Annotated in this window: 11 protein-coding genes; 10 read left to right on the top strand and 1 reads right to left on the bottom strand. The window is 47.1% G+C overall.

The annotated features are described in order from the left end of the window. The first annotated feature begins 1 nt into the window (after position 1). The 5 genes from QCB44_RS06085 (at position 2) to QCB44_RS06065 (ending at position 9753) form a co-directional block, all read left to right on the top strand. Positions 2-3316, top strand: coding sequence for a DEAD/DEAH box helicase family protein (locus QCB44_RS06085; RefSeq protein WP_279408631.1), 3315 nt, complete (start codon positions 2-4; stop codon positions 3314-3316). 459 nt (positions 3317-3775) lie between these two features. Next, positions 3776-5962 (top strand): HAD-IIB family hydrolase, encoded by a 2187-nt coding sequence (locus tag QCB44_RS06080; RefSeq protein WP_279408630.1) that lies wholly within the window; start codon positions 3776-3778, stop codon positions 5960-5962. Beyond that, complete coding sequence (locus tag QCB44_RS06075) at positions 5959-6801, top strand: HAD-IIB family hydrolase (protein WP_279408628.1); 843 nt, start codon at positions 5959-5961, stop codon at positions 6799-6801. Before QCB44_RS06080 ends, QCB44_RS06075 begins: the two co-directional genes overlap by 4 nt. Before the next feature lie 18 nt (positions 6802-6819). Continuing rightward, a complete protein-coding gene (locus QCB44_RS06070) occupies positions 6820-7722 on the top strand; it encodes a PfkB family carbohydrate kinase (RefSeq protein ID WP_279408626.1) in 903 nt (300 codons plus the stop codon). A gap of 75 nt (positions 7723-7797) precedes the next feature. Beyond that, the gene (locus QCB44_RS06065) at positions 7798-9753 is read left to right on the top strand and encodes an alpha-amylase family glycosyl hydrolase (RefSeq protein WP_279408623.1); all 1956 of its coding nucleotides are present in this window, start codon (positions 7798-7800) and stop codon (positions 9751-9753) included. Between the two features lie 74 nt (positions 9754-9827). On the opposite strand, the gene QCB44_RS06060 is transcribed toward QCB44_RS06065, so the two are convergent. Continuing rightward, the gene (locus tag QCB44_RS06060; RefSeq protein ID WP_279408622.1) at positions 9828-10118 is read right to left on the bottom strand and encodes a peptidylprolyl isomerase; all 291 of its coding nucleotides are present in this window, start codon (positions 10116-10118) and stop codon (positions 9828-9830) included. A gap of 424 nt (positions 10119-10542) precedes the next feature. On the opposite strand from QCB44_RS06060, the gene purU reads away from it, so the two are divergent. From purU to QCB44_RS06035, 5 genes are read left to right on the top strand one after another with little or no spacing between them, the layout of a single operon-like run. Next, on the top strand, positions 10543-11394 hold the full coding sequence (gene purU, locus QCB44_RS06055; protein ID WP_279408620.1) for a formyltetrahydrofolate deformylase: 852 nt from the start codon (positions 10543-10545) through the stop codon (positions 11392-11394). 9 nt (positions 11395-11403) lie between these two features. Beyond that, a complete protein-coding gene (locus tag QCB44_RS06050) occupies positions 11404-12645 on the top strand; it encodes an FAD-dependent oxidoreductase (RefSeq protein ID WP_279408619.1) in 1242 nt (413 codons plus the stop codon). Positions 12646-12665: 20 nt separating this feature from the next. After that, positions 12666-12935 carry a sarcosine oxidase subunit delta gene (locus tag QCB44_RS06045; protein WP_279408617.1) on the top strand — a complete coding sequence of 90 codons (270 nt, stop codon included), beginning with the start codon at positions 12666-12668 and terminating at the stop codon, positions 12933-12935. Then, positions 12925-15831 (top strand): glycine cleavage T C-terminal barrel domain-containing protein, encoded by a 2907-nt coding sequence (locus QCB44_RS06040; protein WP_279408616.1) that lies wholly within the window; start codon positions 12925-12927, stop codon positions 15829-15831. Before QCB44_RS06045 ends, QCB44_RS06040 begins: the two co-directional genes overlap by 11 nt. Beyond that, the gene (locus QCB44_RS06035) at positions 15828-16301 is read left to right on the top strand and encodes a hypothetical protein (RefSeq protein ID WP_279408615.1); all 474 of its coding nucleotides are present in this window, start codon (positions 15828-15830) and stop codon (positions 16299-16301) included. Before QCB44_RS06040 ends, QCB44_RS06035 begins: the two co-directional genes overlap by 4 nt. The last annotated feature ends 3 nt before the right edge of the window (positions 16302-16304 follow it).

Raw genomic sequence — 16304 nt, 5'->3', positions numbered from 1 at the left:
TATGGCTAAAGAGAATTTACCATTTAGTTATCAACTTGTTCTTAATCAGTGGATCTGGTCATTGTTTGGCTTAGACTCTTTAAATGGTCGCCTGGAAGCACATAAAAAAGAAGCGCCGATCTTGGAAGTGTTCCGTGAGCGTTTTCAGATTGTCGGTGAAGCCTCAAAACGTGATGAAGCCACCGGTGAACACGAAGTTTTAATGCAAATTTTGCAGCATGGCGCGAGTGATCTAAAGCTTACCGAAGATCAGTTGCGAGAATATGACCGTAATATCAAAGCCATTACTGAAAGGTTAAATGAAAGCCGCAAAGAACATAGCTCTGACGCATTTGAATGGAAGTACTTTCAGTATTTGATGTTGATGTTTACTGAGGTCTATTTGGATTGGTTTTTTAATCGTCCAGATGCGTTGTTGCAGGCACTTAATGAACGTATCGATGCTTGGAATGAAAAAATTGGGGATTGGAAGGCAACAGCAAAAGTTTCACCAATTGAGAAGCTTGATGATACTGAAGAAGTTAAATATCAGCTGAATAAAGTCGCTTTTTGGAGTGCGACCGGTTCGGGTAAAACGCTGATTATGCACGCCAATATCTTGCAGTATCTGCATTATTTAAAAACCTATGCAAACCCTAAAGACATTAACAAAGTCATCCTACTTACTCCTAATGAAGGTTTAAGTCGTCAGCACTTAGAAGAGTTTGAGTTATCTGGTATCAATGCCAGTGAGTTTCGAGCTAATCAGGGTGAGATGTTTAAGTCTGAAGTGGTTGTGATTGATATTCACAAGCTCGAAGACGAGGGTAAAGATAAAACAATCAGTACCGCTTCTTTACTATCCAATAATCTGCTTCTGGTTGATGAAGGTCATCTAGGGACGGCGAGCGGTGGTGGCAAATGGCTGAAACAGCGTAATGCGTTATGTGAAAAAGGCTTTAGCTTTGAGTATTCGGCGACCTTTGCTCAGTCTGCACTTAAGAACGAAAACATACGTCAAGACTATACAAAGTCGATTCTTTTTGATTATTCCTACCGCCACTTTTATGCCGATGGTTACGGTAAGCAGTCGCAAATATTGAATATTGATAAAGGCACGGTGAAAGGTCAGGATTTTAAATATCATATGGCTTCACTGTTAGCCTTTTATCAGCAGCTTGTAGTGTTTAGCGACCATGAAACAGAGCTAAAACCATTCAATATTGAAAAGCCGTTGTGGGTGTTTGTCAGTTCGAGTGTCACCAAGGGCTTTGATACCAAAGAAGCAAACGATATGGTGCTGGCGTTACAGTTTATCAATCAGGTTTTGACGGATCGAAACGCTTCAGAAACAGCAATCCACTCAATTCTAACCCATGGTTTTCAAGGTGCCGGTGGTACTGACTATCTGCATGGGCGTTTTAACTACCTAAAAGGTTTATCTAAATCAGCTCAGGCGATTTACGACGATCTACTCGAGCGAGTATTCAATAGTGCAGGTGGACACTTGTATCTTGAAAATATTGTCGGTGAGGCGGGGGAAATCGCATTGCGCGCAGGAACATCAGACAAGGTGTTTGGTGTGATTAATGTGGGCGATGATGCCAAGCTCATTAAGTTATGTGAAGAACATGGCTTAGCAAGCCAGGATTGTCGTTTTAAAGGTTCTCTATTCAATTCAATTAAAGACAAAGACTCAACGGTTAACCTTTTATTTGGCTCTAAACGTTTTAGTGCGGGGTGGAACTCATGGCGTGTTAGCTGTATGACCTTGCTTAATGTGGGCAAGAATAATGGCGCACAAATTATCCAGTTGTTTGGTAGGGGTGTTCGATTAAAAGGTTGGCAGTCTTCATTGAAGCGCTCAGCTGAGTTAATGACTGATTTGACTAAGGCCAAGATTGAGAGACCAAAGTCTATTTATTTTCTTGAGACGCTAAACATTTTTGGTGTGAATGCAGACTATGTTGCAGACTTTAAAAAAGAGCTGGAAAAAGAAGAGATTCCAGTCAACGAAGGATTAGAAGAATTTGTTGTTCCTTTGAAGCCGATGCGCGGTATTCCAAGTGATCTGAATGTGATTCGTTTGAAAGAAGATATTAACGGACGAGCCATTGGTGGTCAGGGAAGTGCGTTTAGCCAGTTGGCAGAACAGGTTTTATTGAAAACACCAAACCAGTTATCAACCACAGCCGAAAAAGGTTACTTTGTTAACCCGGCAAGAATTGTATTGGATTGGTTTCCACAGGTGAAAGGCTTTGCCACTGATGGATCAGGCAAAAATGAAGTAAGACAGAATAGTGAAACATTATCGAGTTTGCATTTAGCCATGCTGGACTGGGATAGGGTTTATTTTGATCTACAGGGCTTCAAGAGAGATAAGCGTTGGCACAATTTGAACTTTGATTTAGAGACGCTTCAAAACCTATTGAATGATGTCGGTTGGTATGTTCTCTATGCTCCTCCAGAAATATTTGAATTGAAAGGTTTAATCAATCAACGAATCTGGCATCAGATAGCCGTCGCGCTGCTTAAAAAGTATGTTGAAGCTTTCTATACCTTCAGAAGAAAGCAATGGGAATCGGATAAGCTTGAGTTTGTGAGCTTAACCAAAGATCAGCGTTATTTGCCGAATCAGTCAAAAGCTACGCCAAATGGGGCGCACCATATTACTTTGGATCGAGTACGCCACGAGCATGTCATCACTCAACTGAATGATTTGAATGAGCAAATTAAAGTAGATGACGTTGCCTGGCATAACCGCGTGATTGAAGGTATGGAGTTCTTGTGGTGCGAAAGGCATGCTTATCAACCACTGATAGCGGCAGTTCAAGGTTTAGATGGAATCAAGATTTCACCGGTTCAGTTAAATAAAGGTGAAATGGATTTTGTCAAAGACATACAAGCGGCGTTTGCATCAGGTGTTTTTGATGGTTTTGATGTTTTCTTGTTGCGTAATGTTTCTGGTCAGGATGCTGTCGGATTCTTTATAGAGGGCGGATTCCAGCCAGATTTTATTCTTTGGCTGAAAAACGACCACAAGCAGCATATCGTTTTTATTGATCCAAAAGGGCTGCGGAATTTGACACCAAATAGCTCTAAGGTCCGGTTTTTTGAAAAAATTAAAGAGACAGAAGCACTTTTACATAAAGAATCACCATCGGAAAACCATGTTCAACTGGATGCCTTTTTAATATCAAATACTCCGGCAGCAGCGCTTGAAAGTGACTGGGAGTTTGAAGGTCAACCGGTAACACAGGAATTGATGGAAAGTTGGAATATTCTGTTTGCTGAAGATCCATCTTATATTCAGAAGCTAATGAATACTTTTAGGTAAGGTTTGAATCGCCACTAAAATCCTAGAGACTTTTTAGCCTCATTTCGTACTGCTTCTCGAATTCAACTGGTGAGAGTTGGTGACCTTCCCCTGAATTAGTACCATAGCCTCGATGAGATTTTTCATGCCAACTGTTTCGCAAAAAACCGATGGCGGTAAATAATTCAGTGAACTGGTGGGTTGACCTTTCTTCTGAAATAGCGCTGAGCATGCGGCTGATATGGTCTATTTTGATGTTCTGACAGACCTTGTACTATAGAGGTAATGTCATTGAGATTATAGAACTCACCTTGTTTTCTGCTGTTCATATAAGTAGAGTAAATAATGTATTTACGAAAATATCTTTGTTTTTGAGTCTCTTAAGAAGACATTAAGCGATTAAAACAAAAAATAATTTCTGGTTTCTGCAACTCTGTCTAATTTGAATTGACGATTCTGTTTTAGACAAACGAGATTGATATGAATGAACAGCAAGGTGATATTTCTATTGCCTTAATCAGCGTCCATGGGCTGATTCGTGGTCAAAACCTGGAATTGGGTCGAGATGCCGATACGGGTGGTCAAACGCTGTATGTGCTTGAATTGGCACAGGCTTTGGCCGAAAAACCTGAGGTGAGCAGGGTAGAACTCTTTACTCGTTTGGTGAAAGATGAATCGGTCGATGCGGATTATGCCCAGCCCATTGAGAAGGTCTCTGACAAGTTGACGATTGTGCGGATTGAGGCGGGGCCTGAAGAGTATATTTTTAAGGAACAACTCTGGGACCATCTGGACACTTTCTCTGACAATATGGTGGATTATTTCCGCCAGCGGAATCGTTATCCGGATATTTTGCACAGTCACTACGCGGATGCCGGTTATGTGGGCAGTCAGTTAGCCAATCAATTATCGATCCCCTTGATTCATACCGGCCATTCATTGGGTCGGGTTAAACGGGCGCGCTTAATTGCTAACGGTGTCTCTCCACAGGAAATTGATACCCGCTATAACATGATCAGGCGGGTGGACGCCGAAGAATATGTGTTGGCAACGGCGGAAAGGGTGATTACCAGCACGCATCAAGAGATTGAAGAACAATACGAAATTTATGATTTTTACCACCCCGAGCAAATGCGCGTGCTCCCGCCCGGAACCAATCTGAGTCAATTTAAACCACCCTTAGGGGGGGAGCTAAGCTCCTTACTTTTTCGACGCCTTACCTATTCGCTTGCCAGTCCACAAAAACCCATTATTTTGGCGCTTTCCCGTCCCGATACCCGCAAAAACATCACCGCTTTGATCGTCGCTTATGGCCAATCCCCGGAGCTGCAAGAGAAGGCCAATCTGGTGATCGTGGCCGGAAACCGGGATGATGTAGACGATTTAGAGTCTGGTGCCCAGCAGGTATTTCATGAAATTTGGTTGGCGATTGATCGTTATGACCTTTATGGAAAAGTGGCACTGCCTAAACATCATAGCCGCGACGAGGTGCCGTTTATTTATCGAATAGCTGCGGCTTCCGGAGGCGTTTTTGTTAATCCGGCGCTCACTGAACCGTTCGGATTGACGATTATTGAAGCGATTGCTTCCGGTCTGCCGGTGGTGGCGACCGAAGATGGCGGTCCAAGGGACATTGCTGCGAACTGTCAGAATGGGATTTTGATCGACCCGCTGGAACCTAAAACCATCACGGACGCCTTATTAACCCTTTTTAGGGACGAAGCCCAAAAGCAGCAGATGATCGAGCGTGGCCTAAAAGGAGTGCAGGAGCACTATGCTTGGCAGGCACATGCCGAACGTTATCTGAAATTAATTTGCCCGATTATCAAGGAATCGGAACGTTTGCCGAGACGACCGATTGCCCGACGTTCCGCACTCTATAAAGATCGGGCATTGGTCACCAGTCTGGATCAAAATTTAATGGGGTGTCCGGATGCATTAAGCAAGCTGTTGGCTTTGCTGAAACAGCATCGCAAGTCCACACTGTTTATTGTGGCCACTGGCCGGCGGCTGGATTCGGCTCTGCGTCTGTTAAAGCATTACAATATTCCCGAACCCGATGTGCTGATGACCAGTGGCGGAGCCGAAATCCATTATGCCCCCAAGCTTACGACGGATACCCATTGGCAAAAACATATTGATTACCACTGGGTTCACCATAAGGTGCGTAATCTGTTGGATGATTACCCTGGCCTGACTTTGCAGCCCAAATCCGAGCAGACGTATTTCAAGATCAGTTATCTTCTGGATACCCGCCTTACGGATGTCGAGGAGATTAAAGCTCAGCTGCTTCAGGAAGATTTGACCGCCAATGTGCAGTTTTCATTTGGTCAATATTTGGATGTTTTGCCGATACGTGCTTCCAAAGGAATGGCTTTGCGTTACATTGCCGATCGGTGGCAGATTCCATTGGAAAGAATCCTGGTTGCAGGGGGCTCCGGGTCGGATGAGGATATGATGCGCGGCAATACGTTGGCAGCCGTCGTCGCCAACCGCCATGATGAAGAGCTGTTTCAATTGACGGATATAGAGCGTATTTATTTTGCCGAACGCAGCTATGAAGAGGGGATTCTCGAAGCGATTGACTACTACGACTTCTTTGGAGCATGTTGCTCACCAGAAACCAACAACAGTGACCCGTTGGCAGGCAAAAAAGAGGCAATATGAGCAGGCTGCTTTTGTGCACGGACATGGATCGAACGGTGATTCCAAACGGCCGGCAGGAGGAGGCGCTTAACGCCCGTCAAGCGTTTGCTGAGTTTTGCGCCCAGCCTTGGGTTACTCTAGTGTATGTCACCGGTCGTCACCTTGCGCTGATGCAAGAGGCGATACAGGAATTCCAATTACCGCAGCCGGATTACGCCATTACCGATGTTGGAACCCGTATCTATCACCAAAGAGAGAACCGGTGGCATTCAATGAGTGGCTGGCAAAATGAAATTGATCAGGCCTGGTTGAATGTCGAACCGAAACAGATCATTGAGTTGTTGGCAGATGTCAAAGGACTCAAGCTGCAGGAAGCGGAAAAACAGAATGCGCATAAAGTGAGTTTTTATGTTGACTTGGATCAGTTGGATGAACCCCGTTGTTTGTCATTAGTGGAGGCCATGATGGCCTCTTTAAAGATCCAATCGAATTTGATTTGGAGCATTGATGAAACCAGCCATAAAGGCCTGCTGGATATTTTGCCACCCAAAGCCAATAAGCTGCATGCCATTGAATTTCTTAAGCAATTTTTGCATTATGGGGAGGCAGAGGTTGTCTTTGCCGGTGACAGTGGTAATGATCTGCCTGTTTTGGTGAGTCCGATTCAATCCGTTTTGGTTGCGAATGCGACAGAAGCGGTGAAGCGACAAGCGGTGCAGTTGGCAAAACAGCAAGGCACGCAACAACAGTTCTATCAGGCGCAAAACCGATCAAACAACGATGGCAATTACAGCGCTGGCATTTTACAAGGCGTGTTTCATTATTTGCCTGAACTTAAGCCTTCGTCAACGGGGAATTAATCTGAAGAGACAAATGATATGACTGAATCTCAGACAAGGCAAATTACCATCTATGGCGAAGTCTTATTTGACTGTTTTAACCGCAGTGAGCGGGCGGGGCAAGCCGATCAAGCTGAACGAGTGCTGGGCGGCGCACCTTTTAACGTCTGTTGGCATTTGCAGGCGCTAGGCGACCAACCGATTTTTATTTCTCGTGTCGGGGAAGATCAACTCGGTGAACAGATTTTGCAACAGGCCCGCTCCTGGGGAATTTCAACGGATAATATTCAACAGGATAAGCAGCACCCGACCGGACAGGTTCAAGTCTCTTTAATCGATAATGAACCCCATTATGATATTAAGGCGGACAGCGCCTACGATTTTATTGAACAGGCCTGTACCAAGCTGAATCAGGCAACAGGCATTCTGTATCATGGCTCCCTCGCGTTAAGAAGCGATTATGCCAAACAGCAATTTCGTTTGTTGGTTGAAGCCGGTCAGTGGGAGATGTTTGTGGATGTCAATCTAAGAGCCCCTTGGTGGGATCGGGAGTCTCTATTTGAGTGGTTAGGACAGGCTCGGTGGATCAAGCTGAATGTTGACGAGCTTCGTGAGTTGGGCTTTATGCAACCTGATCTCAAATTGGCGATGCACGCTTTTATGGGCCAGTTTGGTTGTGAGCAGGTCATTGTGACCCAGGGAGCGGATGGTGCTTTGGTGCTGACGCCAACCGGCTTTTTCGGCATAAAGCCTGAAAGAGTGGATCGGTTTGTTGATACGGTGGGGGCTGGAGACGCTTTTACCGCCATTTATATTCACGGCCTAATCAAAAACTGGCCTATTGAGAAAACGCTTTCAACCGCACAGACGTTTGCCAGCAAAGTGGTGGGTATTCGCGGTGCGACACCTCATGATCAAAGTTTTTATCAGTGTCTCGGTTAACTTTGATTGAGTATAAACAGCAAAAATCACCCGCAATACTTTAACACCTAAATCCATTATTAAAGTTTTTGGCCTATGTACGAGCAAATATCTCATTCACTGTTAAACGATATCCTTAATCAGATCAAACCGGATATTTATAAAAAAGACCTACGTCACTTTTATACCCGACTGGGCGCAAACTTTTATGCGATTCACGGTTTATTTGCAAAGTTGTATGGGAATCGGCCGGACTTTGACCAGCAGGCACAAAAATTAGTCGAAACCATGGCGAGGAAATATATTAAACGCCCGGACGAATTAAAACAGCTGGATTTGGAGCGTGAGCGGGATCACAACTGGTTTCTGCATCAAAAATGGGTGGGCATGGCGTTATATGTCAATGGTTTTGCAGAAGACCTGAAAGACATGCAGGACCACTTGAGCTATTTTCAGGAACTTGGCGTTAACCTTGTCCATATCATGCCGATTATGAAGTGCCCGAAAGGGCAGAGTGATGGTGGCTATGCAGTGAGTGATTTCCGTGAAGTCGATGAGCGTGCCGGGACATTAGAAGACCTGCAAAACCTCGCAAAAGAGATGCGTTCACGCGAAATGCTGTTGGCTTTGGATGTGGTTTTAAATCATACCTCCGATGAGCATGAGTGGGCGGAAAAAGCCCGGGAAGGGGACCCCACTTATCAAGATTATTATTACACCTTTGAATCCCGCAACATCCCGGATATGTTTGAAGAAAGCATGCTGGAGGTTTTTCCCGAAACGGCGCCGGGAAATTTTACCTGGGATGAAAAAATGCAGCGTTGGGTCATGACGGTGTTCAATCACAATCAGTGGGATTTAAATTACAACAATCCTGCGGTCTTTATTGAAATGCTTGATGTAATCCTTTATTGGGCCAATCAGGGGGCGGACATACTGCGCTTGGATGCGGTCGCGTTTTTATGGAAGAAGCTTGGCAGTACCTGCCAGAACGAACATGAAGCGCATCTGATTTTACAGTTGATGAAGGACTGTTGCCAGGTGACCGCGCCAGGTGTACTTTTTATTGCGGAAGCGATTGTGGCGCCGTCTGAGGTGACCAAGTATTTCGGGGAAGATGCGGTCATTGCCAAAGAGTGTGAGATTGCTTACAACGCCACCTTGATGGCCCTGCTTTGGGATGCAGTGGCGACCAAAAACGCCAAGCTGTTGACCCAAGGGATAAAAAACCTACCGGTTAAATTGGAACGCGCTACCTGGTTGAATTATATTCGTTGTCATGATGACATCGGCTTGGGGTTTGACGATAAAGATATTATTCAGGCGGGCTATGAACCGCAAGCCCACCGACGCTTTTTAATCGATTACTTAACCGGACGTTTCGACAACTCCCATGCAAGGGGCTTGCCTTTTGCCGAAAATTTCAAAACAGGGGATTCGCGGATTTCAGGTTCATTAGCCTCTCTGGTGGGGTTGCAGTATGCGATTGAATCGGGTGATATCGAAGCACAAGAGAGTGCCGTTAAACTGATTCTATTGCTAAACAGTATGATTCTTTCGTTCGGCGGAATACCCTTGCTTTACTACGGGGACGAAATTGGCACACTGAATGATGATTCCTACCTGGATGATCCCGATAAGGTCAATGATAACCGTTGGGTTCACCGTCCCCAAATAGATTGGGAAAAAGCCCAAAAACGGCATAGCCCCGGCACGATTGAATACGAGATCTTCAGCGGGATTAAAAAAATGATTACGATCCGCAAGGAGATCAATGTCTTTGCCGATTTCAATAACCGTGAACTGGTTGATGTGGGGAATCCGAACCTGTTTGTCTTCAGTCGCTTCAATCCTCAAAAATCGAACGACCGCGTTTTGGTAGTGGCTAACTTTAACGATAAACCGCAAAAGTTGGACTTGGAAGATGTAACCAGCTGGGGAAGTTACGCTCAAGGACAGTTGTTCGATCTACACACTCGTCAACAACCTGAAATTTATAACAACACCCTGGTGATACCGAGCTTCAGTTTTTATTGGCTGCGCGAAATGTAATTGACACCTTTGTTAAGTGGCAGTGGCTTTTGGATTTTGGACGGTTTTTCTTGGTCTAAAGTGCGCTGAGGCCTTTATTTGCGTCTGGCAATCCAGATTAGGTGGTAGCCGTAGGGAGTTTTGACCGGGCCATGCACTTGGCAAAGTTCTTCGTTAAAGACGACTTTATCAAATTCGGGCATCATTTTTCCCGGACCAAAGATTCCAATGTCCCCGCCAACCTTTCCTGAAGGGCATAGTGAATGTTCTCTCGCTAATCGGTCAAAGTCTTCAAAATGGTGGATTTGCTCTTTGATTTGTTGGCAGAGCGATTCGTCATCTACCAAGATGTGGTAAGCACGGGCTCGTTGGTCACTAGAAAACATGGATTCTTCCTTGGCTTTAAGGTTTTGAAAATTATAAGAATTTTGAATCGAATTTGGTCAATATTTGTTTCTTTTGGTGCAGGAGTTAAACAGATTGCTGTTTGTCACAGTGCCCTGATTGGCTGTTTGTGTTAGTAACTTTTTGAATTTATTTGAATATTTGGTTTTTGGATTGGTTTAAGCTGCATTAAAGCTGCAACTAGAATAATCAGAGTGGATAGGCCCGCCTCGTCTTGGACGTGGCGGGCTTTTTTTGTTCCCGGCGTTGGCGACTTTATCGGTTTGCGCTCAAAAATAAGGTTCTGTAGAAAATGATTTTTTTACTCAGTTTAAAAAAAAGTTAATAAAAATAAAATAATTTTCTTGAAATGAAATAATTGAGGTGTATTATAAGAATCAAAAGTTCATTAAAGGAATCTTAACGGTGAGCGATAACGCGTTTGTGTTGACTGTTTCCTGTCCGGATGTGGTGGGGATTGTGGCGAGTACGTCTAAATTTCTGGCGGATAACGGCTGCATGATCAAGGAGGCCAACCATCATGCCGATGCCGATCTGGGACGTTTTTTTATGCGCAATGAAATTTCCGATATGCAAATGTCTGAGGAGGAGTTCAGGGATAAGTTCTCTGAAATTGCCGAAGCGTTTTCCATGGATTGGAAATTATCCCCGCTCAATAGGAAAAAACGTGTGGTGATTATGGTCAGTAAGCAGGACCATTGTCTGTATGACCTGCTGTATCGCTGGAAATCCAAAGAGATGGATTTTGAGATTCCATGCGTGATTTCCAATCATCCTGATCTGAAGGAACTGGTTGAATGGCACGGCATTCCTTATATCCACATTCCGGTGACACCAGAGAATAAGCCTTTTGCATTTTCGGAAGTGGTCAAGTGGGTCGAACACTATGAGGCGGACACCATTGTGTTGGCGCGTTATATGCAAATTATTCCTCCCGACCTGTGCCAGAAGTACCCAGGACAGATCATTAATATCCACCACAGCTTCCTGCCCTCGTTTATCGGGGCTAAACCTTATCACCAAGCGTATGAGAGAGGGGTGAAGCTTATCGGTGCAACTTGTCATTATGTGACCGAGGAGTTGGATGCGGGGCCGATTATCGAGCAGGAAGTCGCGCGCGTCTCGCACAGCGAATCGGCCGAGGAGATGGTGGTGCTCGGGAAAGACGTTGAAAAGAATGCCTTGGCGCGTGGTCTCAGATATCACATTGAAGACCGCGTCATTGTTACCGGCAATAAAACCGTTGTATTCGCCTAGGAGTGGAGTATGCCGTTAAGGTTGTTGAAATACGCTTGGAAGAAACCGGAAGAGGAGTTGCGCTTTTTTCCAAGCGAGAAACCGCTTAAACAGTCTTACGACGCTGTGATTATCGGCGGTGGCGGACATGGCATGGCCTGCGCCTATTACTTGGCGAAAGAGCATGGCATAACCAATGTCGCCGTGCTGGAACAGGGCTATATCGGCGGCGGCAATACCGGGCGCAATACCACGATTGTACGCTCCAACTACCTGACTTCGGAAGGGGTCAAGTTTTATGATGCCAGTCTCAAGTTATTTGAAGATTTGAGCGAGGACTTTGACCTTAATATCTTCTATTCCACTCGCGGCCACTTTACCTTGGCGCATACCGACAGCGCAATGCGTACCATGCGCTGGCGCGCGGAAGTGAATAAGCACCACGGCATCAGAAGTGACGTCGTGGATGTGGAAACCATTCAAAAAGACATTCCCTATATGAATGTGGAATGCAACGGTCAGCATCCGGTTATGGGCGCACTCTATCACGAACCGGGCGCGGTGGCCCGTCATGATGCGGTCGCCTGGGGCTATGCACGCGGTGCGCAACTGCGCGGGGTGGAGATTCACCAGAAAACTCAGGTTACCGGCATCCAAACCCAGGGCGGTAAGGTCGTAGGCGTGCAGACCAACCGCGGCGATATTCAAACCAATAAGGTGATCTCGATGGTGGCGGGTTCTACGCCGCGCATTACCCGCATGCTTGACATTCCAACCCCGATTGAGGTCTTTCCGCTGCAAGCGTGTGTGACCGAACCGGTGAAGCCGTTTATGAATACGATTGTGGTTTCCGGAAGTTTGCACGTCTATGTCAGTCAATCGTCACGCGGTGAGCTGGTGATGGGGGCGTCGGTGGATCCGGCAGAGCTGCACTCTACCCGTTCCACGCTTGATTTTGTCGAAGGGCTGACCGATCAAATGATGGACCTGTTTCCGTTTACCAGCCGCCTGAAAATCATGCGTCAATGGGCCGGCATGAGTGACATTACTCCGGATTTTGCGCCGATTATGGGAAAAACGCCGGTAGAGGGATTCTATCTGGACAGCGGTTGGGGAACCTGGGGATTTAAGGCGACGCCGATCAGCGGCAAGACCATGGCGCATACCGTAGCCCATGACCAGGTTCACGAACTGATTAAACCTTTTGCCTTAGACCGGTTTGAGAATTTCAAGTTGGTGGGTGAAAAAGGCGCGGCTTCGGTTGGGCACTAGAGAGGCGTTGAGGATCGATTATGAAATTTGTGAATTGTCCTTTAATCGGTAAGCGCGCGTTGAGTGAGTTTACCTATGGCGGCGTAGTCAAATCCGAACCGGATTTGGAATCGGTGACGGATCGGGAGTGGGCCCAGTTTGTTTTTTACCGCCACAGTGATCCCCAGATTCAATTCGAATGGTGGTATCACCGCCCGACCGGTATATGGTTTGTATTTGAAAGAGATACCCTGACGGATCGCATTGAGTCGATCCGTATGGCACAGAAAGGAGCTGTCAATGACGCTTAGATTGCCTCCACAACCTTTGGAATGGATCGATCGCAACGAAACGGTGTCGTTTGAATTTGAAGGTAAAACCTATACCGGTTTCAAAGGCGATGTGATCAGCAGCGCACTGTGGGCCAACGGTGTTAAGGTGCTTGGGCGCAGCTTCAAATATCACCGCCGGAGAGGCCTGCTCAGTTTTGCCAACCACGATGTGAACGCGTTGTTCCAGGGGCAAGACCGCCCGAATGTACGCGGTGATGTGGTGACAATTGACGAAAACCACTCTTTGCAAGCGGTCAATACCTTCGGTTCGCTCAAATCCGACAAGGGATCGCTAGTGGAATGGATCGGTAAATTCCTGCCGGTCGGTTTTTATTATCGCGCGTTCTATTCGCCCAGGTTCTTGTTTCCTAAGTGGGAATCGCTGATCAGACATATGGCGGGATTGGGTACTGTCGATACCGGTTGGAGCGAGCAGCGTCAGCCCAAGCGTTACCACTACTGTGACGTCGCGGTGGTCGGAGCCGGGCCTTCCGGTATGGCTGCGGCGTTGGAAGCGGCCGAGAACGGAGTGGAGGTCTGCCTGATTGATGAAAATCCGTTTATCGGCGGCAGTCTGGATTATCAGTTTGCCAATGAAGAAACCGTGTTCGCCAGCCGTAACCGTTTGAAGGCCGCGGTTTTCAGCCATCCCAACATACAGGTGCTTACTGACAGCACGGTGGCCGGTTATTACGGCGATCACTGGTTGGCGGTCAATACTTCCCAAGGTTTGATCAAACTGTCTGCGCAAGCGGTTATAGCGGCAACGGGCGTGTTTGAGCAACCGGCGGTATTCCGAAATAACGATCTGCCCGGAGTGATGAACGCCAGTGCGGCACAACGCCTGATTGCGCGTTATGGGGTGGCGCCTTGCAAAGAAGCGGTGGTGTTAACCTCCAATCCAGAAGGCTATCGGGCGGCTTTGGATTTGCTCGCTTCCGGCGTGGAGGTTGGCGCCATTGTCGATACCGGAGAGGTCTCTCATAAGTGGGTCCAAAAAGTTCTAACCAAAGGAATCCCAGTATATAAATATGCGGAAATTGTTGAAGCACTGGGTAAAAAACAACTTAAAGGATTGGTATTTAAAGCCGCGGGCGGTGAATACGAAATTGCATGTGACGGTTTGCTAATGAGTGTCGGCTGGGCACCGGCGGGTGCTTTGGTTTATCAGGCCGGAGGCAAGTTTTCTTATGACGCGACTGCGCACCAGTTATTGCCGAGCGTCTTGCCGGACGGTATGTTTGCTTGTGGACGCCTTAACGGCGTGCATGAAATCGGCCACCAGATCGAAGACGGAAAACTGGCGGGTGAAATGGCGGCTCAGTATGTCACTTCCCACGGGACTTCTAAAACCGAGAGCGAAAATTCGGTGGTGACTCGATATCGAGAAGTGAGCGCTCACTCGCATCATTACCCGATTTGGGAACACCCTAAAGGTAAAAACTTTGTCGATTTTGACGAGGATATTCAGCTTAAAGATTTGAAAGGCGCCATTGCCCAGGGGTTTGACAATATCGAACTGATGAAGCGCTTTTCGACGATCGGTATGGGGCCAAGTCAAGGCAAACACAGCAATATGAACGGGATTCGTATTCTGGCGCGTCTAACCGCTAAGAGTATCGATGAAACCGGTTCCACCACCGCGCGCCCGATGTTCCATCCGGTGCCGGTTTCGCATCTGGCGGGCATGCGTTTCAGACCGGAACGTATGACGGTGTTGCACGATTTTCACCGCGAAGCCAATGCCAAGTTCATGGAAGCAGGTAATTGGCTGAGACCGGAATATTATCAAACCGCCGAAACCAAGCAGGCCTGTGTCGAAGCGGAAGTGAGTGCGGTGAGAAGTTCGGCAGGCCTGGTAGACGTCTCCACCTTAGGTAAGCTGGAAGTCTTTGGGCCAGATGCGGCGGCGTTAATGGATCGTCTTTACACCATGAATATGTCCAATATGAAGTTGGGCAGCAGCCGATACGCGCTGATGGTGGACGATGCCGGCATTATTACCGATGACGGCGTCGCGGTGCGTTATGCAGAAGAACACTTTTATGTCACCACCACCACCGGCACCTCGGATGCCGCTTACCGCCTGATTCAGAAAAAGATCCTGGAATGGGGGCTGAACGTGACCGTGGTCAATCGCACCGGGCAGTTGGCGGCGATGAATCTGGCTGGCCCAAACAGCCGCAGAATTCTGGCCGAGCTGACGGACATTGATTTAAGCAACGATGGCTTCCCTTATCTGGCGATGCGTCAGGCTCCAGTGGCCGGTTGCCAGGCCACTTTGATCCGCGTGGGCTTTGTTGGTGAGTTGGGCTATGAAATCCATGTCAATGCCAACGACTCCGCAACCGTTTGGCAGGCGATGATGCAGGCCGGTAAAGCCTATGGCATTCAGCCTTTCGGGGTTGAGGCGCAGCGTCTGTTGCGTCTGGAAAAAGGCCATATCATTGTCGGTCAGGATACCGATGGCTTGATGAACCCGTTTGAGGCGGGCATGCCGTGGGCGGTTCACCTGAAGAAACCGTATTTTATCGGCAAGAAAAGTCTGGCCAAACTGAAACAGTCCACCTCGCGGACTTTGGTTGGGTTTGAGTTGCAGGTCAACGATGCTGCCCGCAGGCCTTTGGAATCCAACCTGATTATCGAACAAGGCGAGATGGTGGGGCGCGTCACCAGTGTCGGATTCAGTCCGGCACTGCAAAAAGTGATCGGTTTGGCGGATATTCGCCAAGATCTTTCCGATGTTGGGAGCTCATTCCAGATCAAGTTGACTGACGGTTCGTTTGTCTCCGCTTCAGTGGTGGCAACGCCTTTTTATGACCCGGATGGCAGCAGGCAGCACCCGGTCGAAAACCCGAAAGGAGCCGCAGCATGAGCGTACAGATAACCGAATTATCGATGCCAGGCCTGCTGCATTTAAGAGGTCAGAAAATATCACAGGCGTTGACAGAGGAGGGCGGAGATGAAATGCTGGTTTTCTCTTATCGCAAGGTTGCGACCCATCAGTTTATTGCCCGTTTGGGTGTCGAAGAGTTTTTAATCAATCTCAATAACTTTGATTCCAAAGTTTTAAATCAAAAACAGTATGCATTCCAACGAGGGGATGTGGTGTTTGAATTGTCAGGTGACTGGCGCGCCTTGATGTCCGAAGTATGTATTTACGATTTCAGGCAGGCCTCTCCTGGTGATTTTGTGATGGTTTCCGTCGCAGGCGTTTCAGTATGGATGCTCATTTCGGATGATGCCCCGTTGGTTGTCGGCTGTGATCCGACCTATGGCCATTATCTGCTAACGACGCTACAGAAACAGATCGATTCATCCCCCTTTCTGAAAATTGGAGTGTAAAAA

It is taken from the genome of Thiomicrorhabdus sp. zzn3 (assembly GCF_029767755.1).
Classification (GTDB): Bacteria; Pseudomonadota; Gammaproteobacteria; order Thiomicrospirales; family Thiomicrospiraceae; genus Thiomicrorhabdus.
Note: the sequence above shows the minus strand (reverse complement) of the source record. Positions and strands in the feature narration are given on the sequence as shown.

Excerpts from the sequence above, each read along its gene's own strand:
- QCB44_RS06060 (WP_279408622.1), bottom strand. The coding sequence starts at position 10,118 with ATGTTTTCTAGTGACCAACGAGCCCGTGCTTACCACATCTTGGTAGAT.
- QCB44_RS06050 (WP_279408619.1), top strand. The coding sequence starts at position 11,404 with ATGCCGTTAAGGTTGTTGAAATACGCTTGGAAGAAACCGGAAGAGGAG.
- QCB44_RS06045 (WP_279408617.1), top strand. The coding sequence starts at position 12,666 with ATGAAATTTGTGAATTGTCCTTTAATCGGTAAGCGCGCGTTGAGTGAG.
- QCB44_RS06075 (WP_279408628.1), top strand. The coding sequence starts at position 5,959 with ATGAGCAGGCTGCTTTTGTGCACGGACATGGATCGAACGGTGATTCCA.
- QCB44_RS06080 (WP_279408630.1), top strand. The coding sequence starts at position 3,776 with ATGAATGAACAGCAAGGTGATATTTCTATTGCCTTAATCAGCGTCCAT.
- QCB44_RS06070 (WP_279408626.1), top strand. The coding sequence starts at position 6,820 with ATGACTGAATCTCAGACAAGGCAAATTACCATCTATGGCGAAGTCTTA.
- QCB44_RS06085 (WP_279408631.1), top strand. The coding sequence starts at position 2 with ATGGCTAAAGAGAATTTACCATTTAGTTATCAACTTGTTCTTAATCAG.
- QCB44_RS06035 (WP_279408615.1), top strand. The coding sequence starts at position 15,828 with ATGAGCGTACAGATAACCGAATTATCGATGCCAGGCCTGCTGCATTTA.
- QCB44_RS06065 (WP_279408623.1), top strand. The coding sequence starts at position 7,798 with ATGTACGAGCAAATATCTCATTCACTGTTAAACGATATCCTTAATCAG.
- QCB44_RS06040 (WP_279408616.1), top strand. The coding sequence starts at position 12,925 with ATGACGCTTAGATTGCCTCCACAACCTTTGGAATGGATCGATCGCAAC.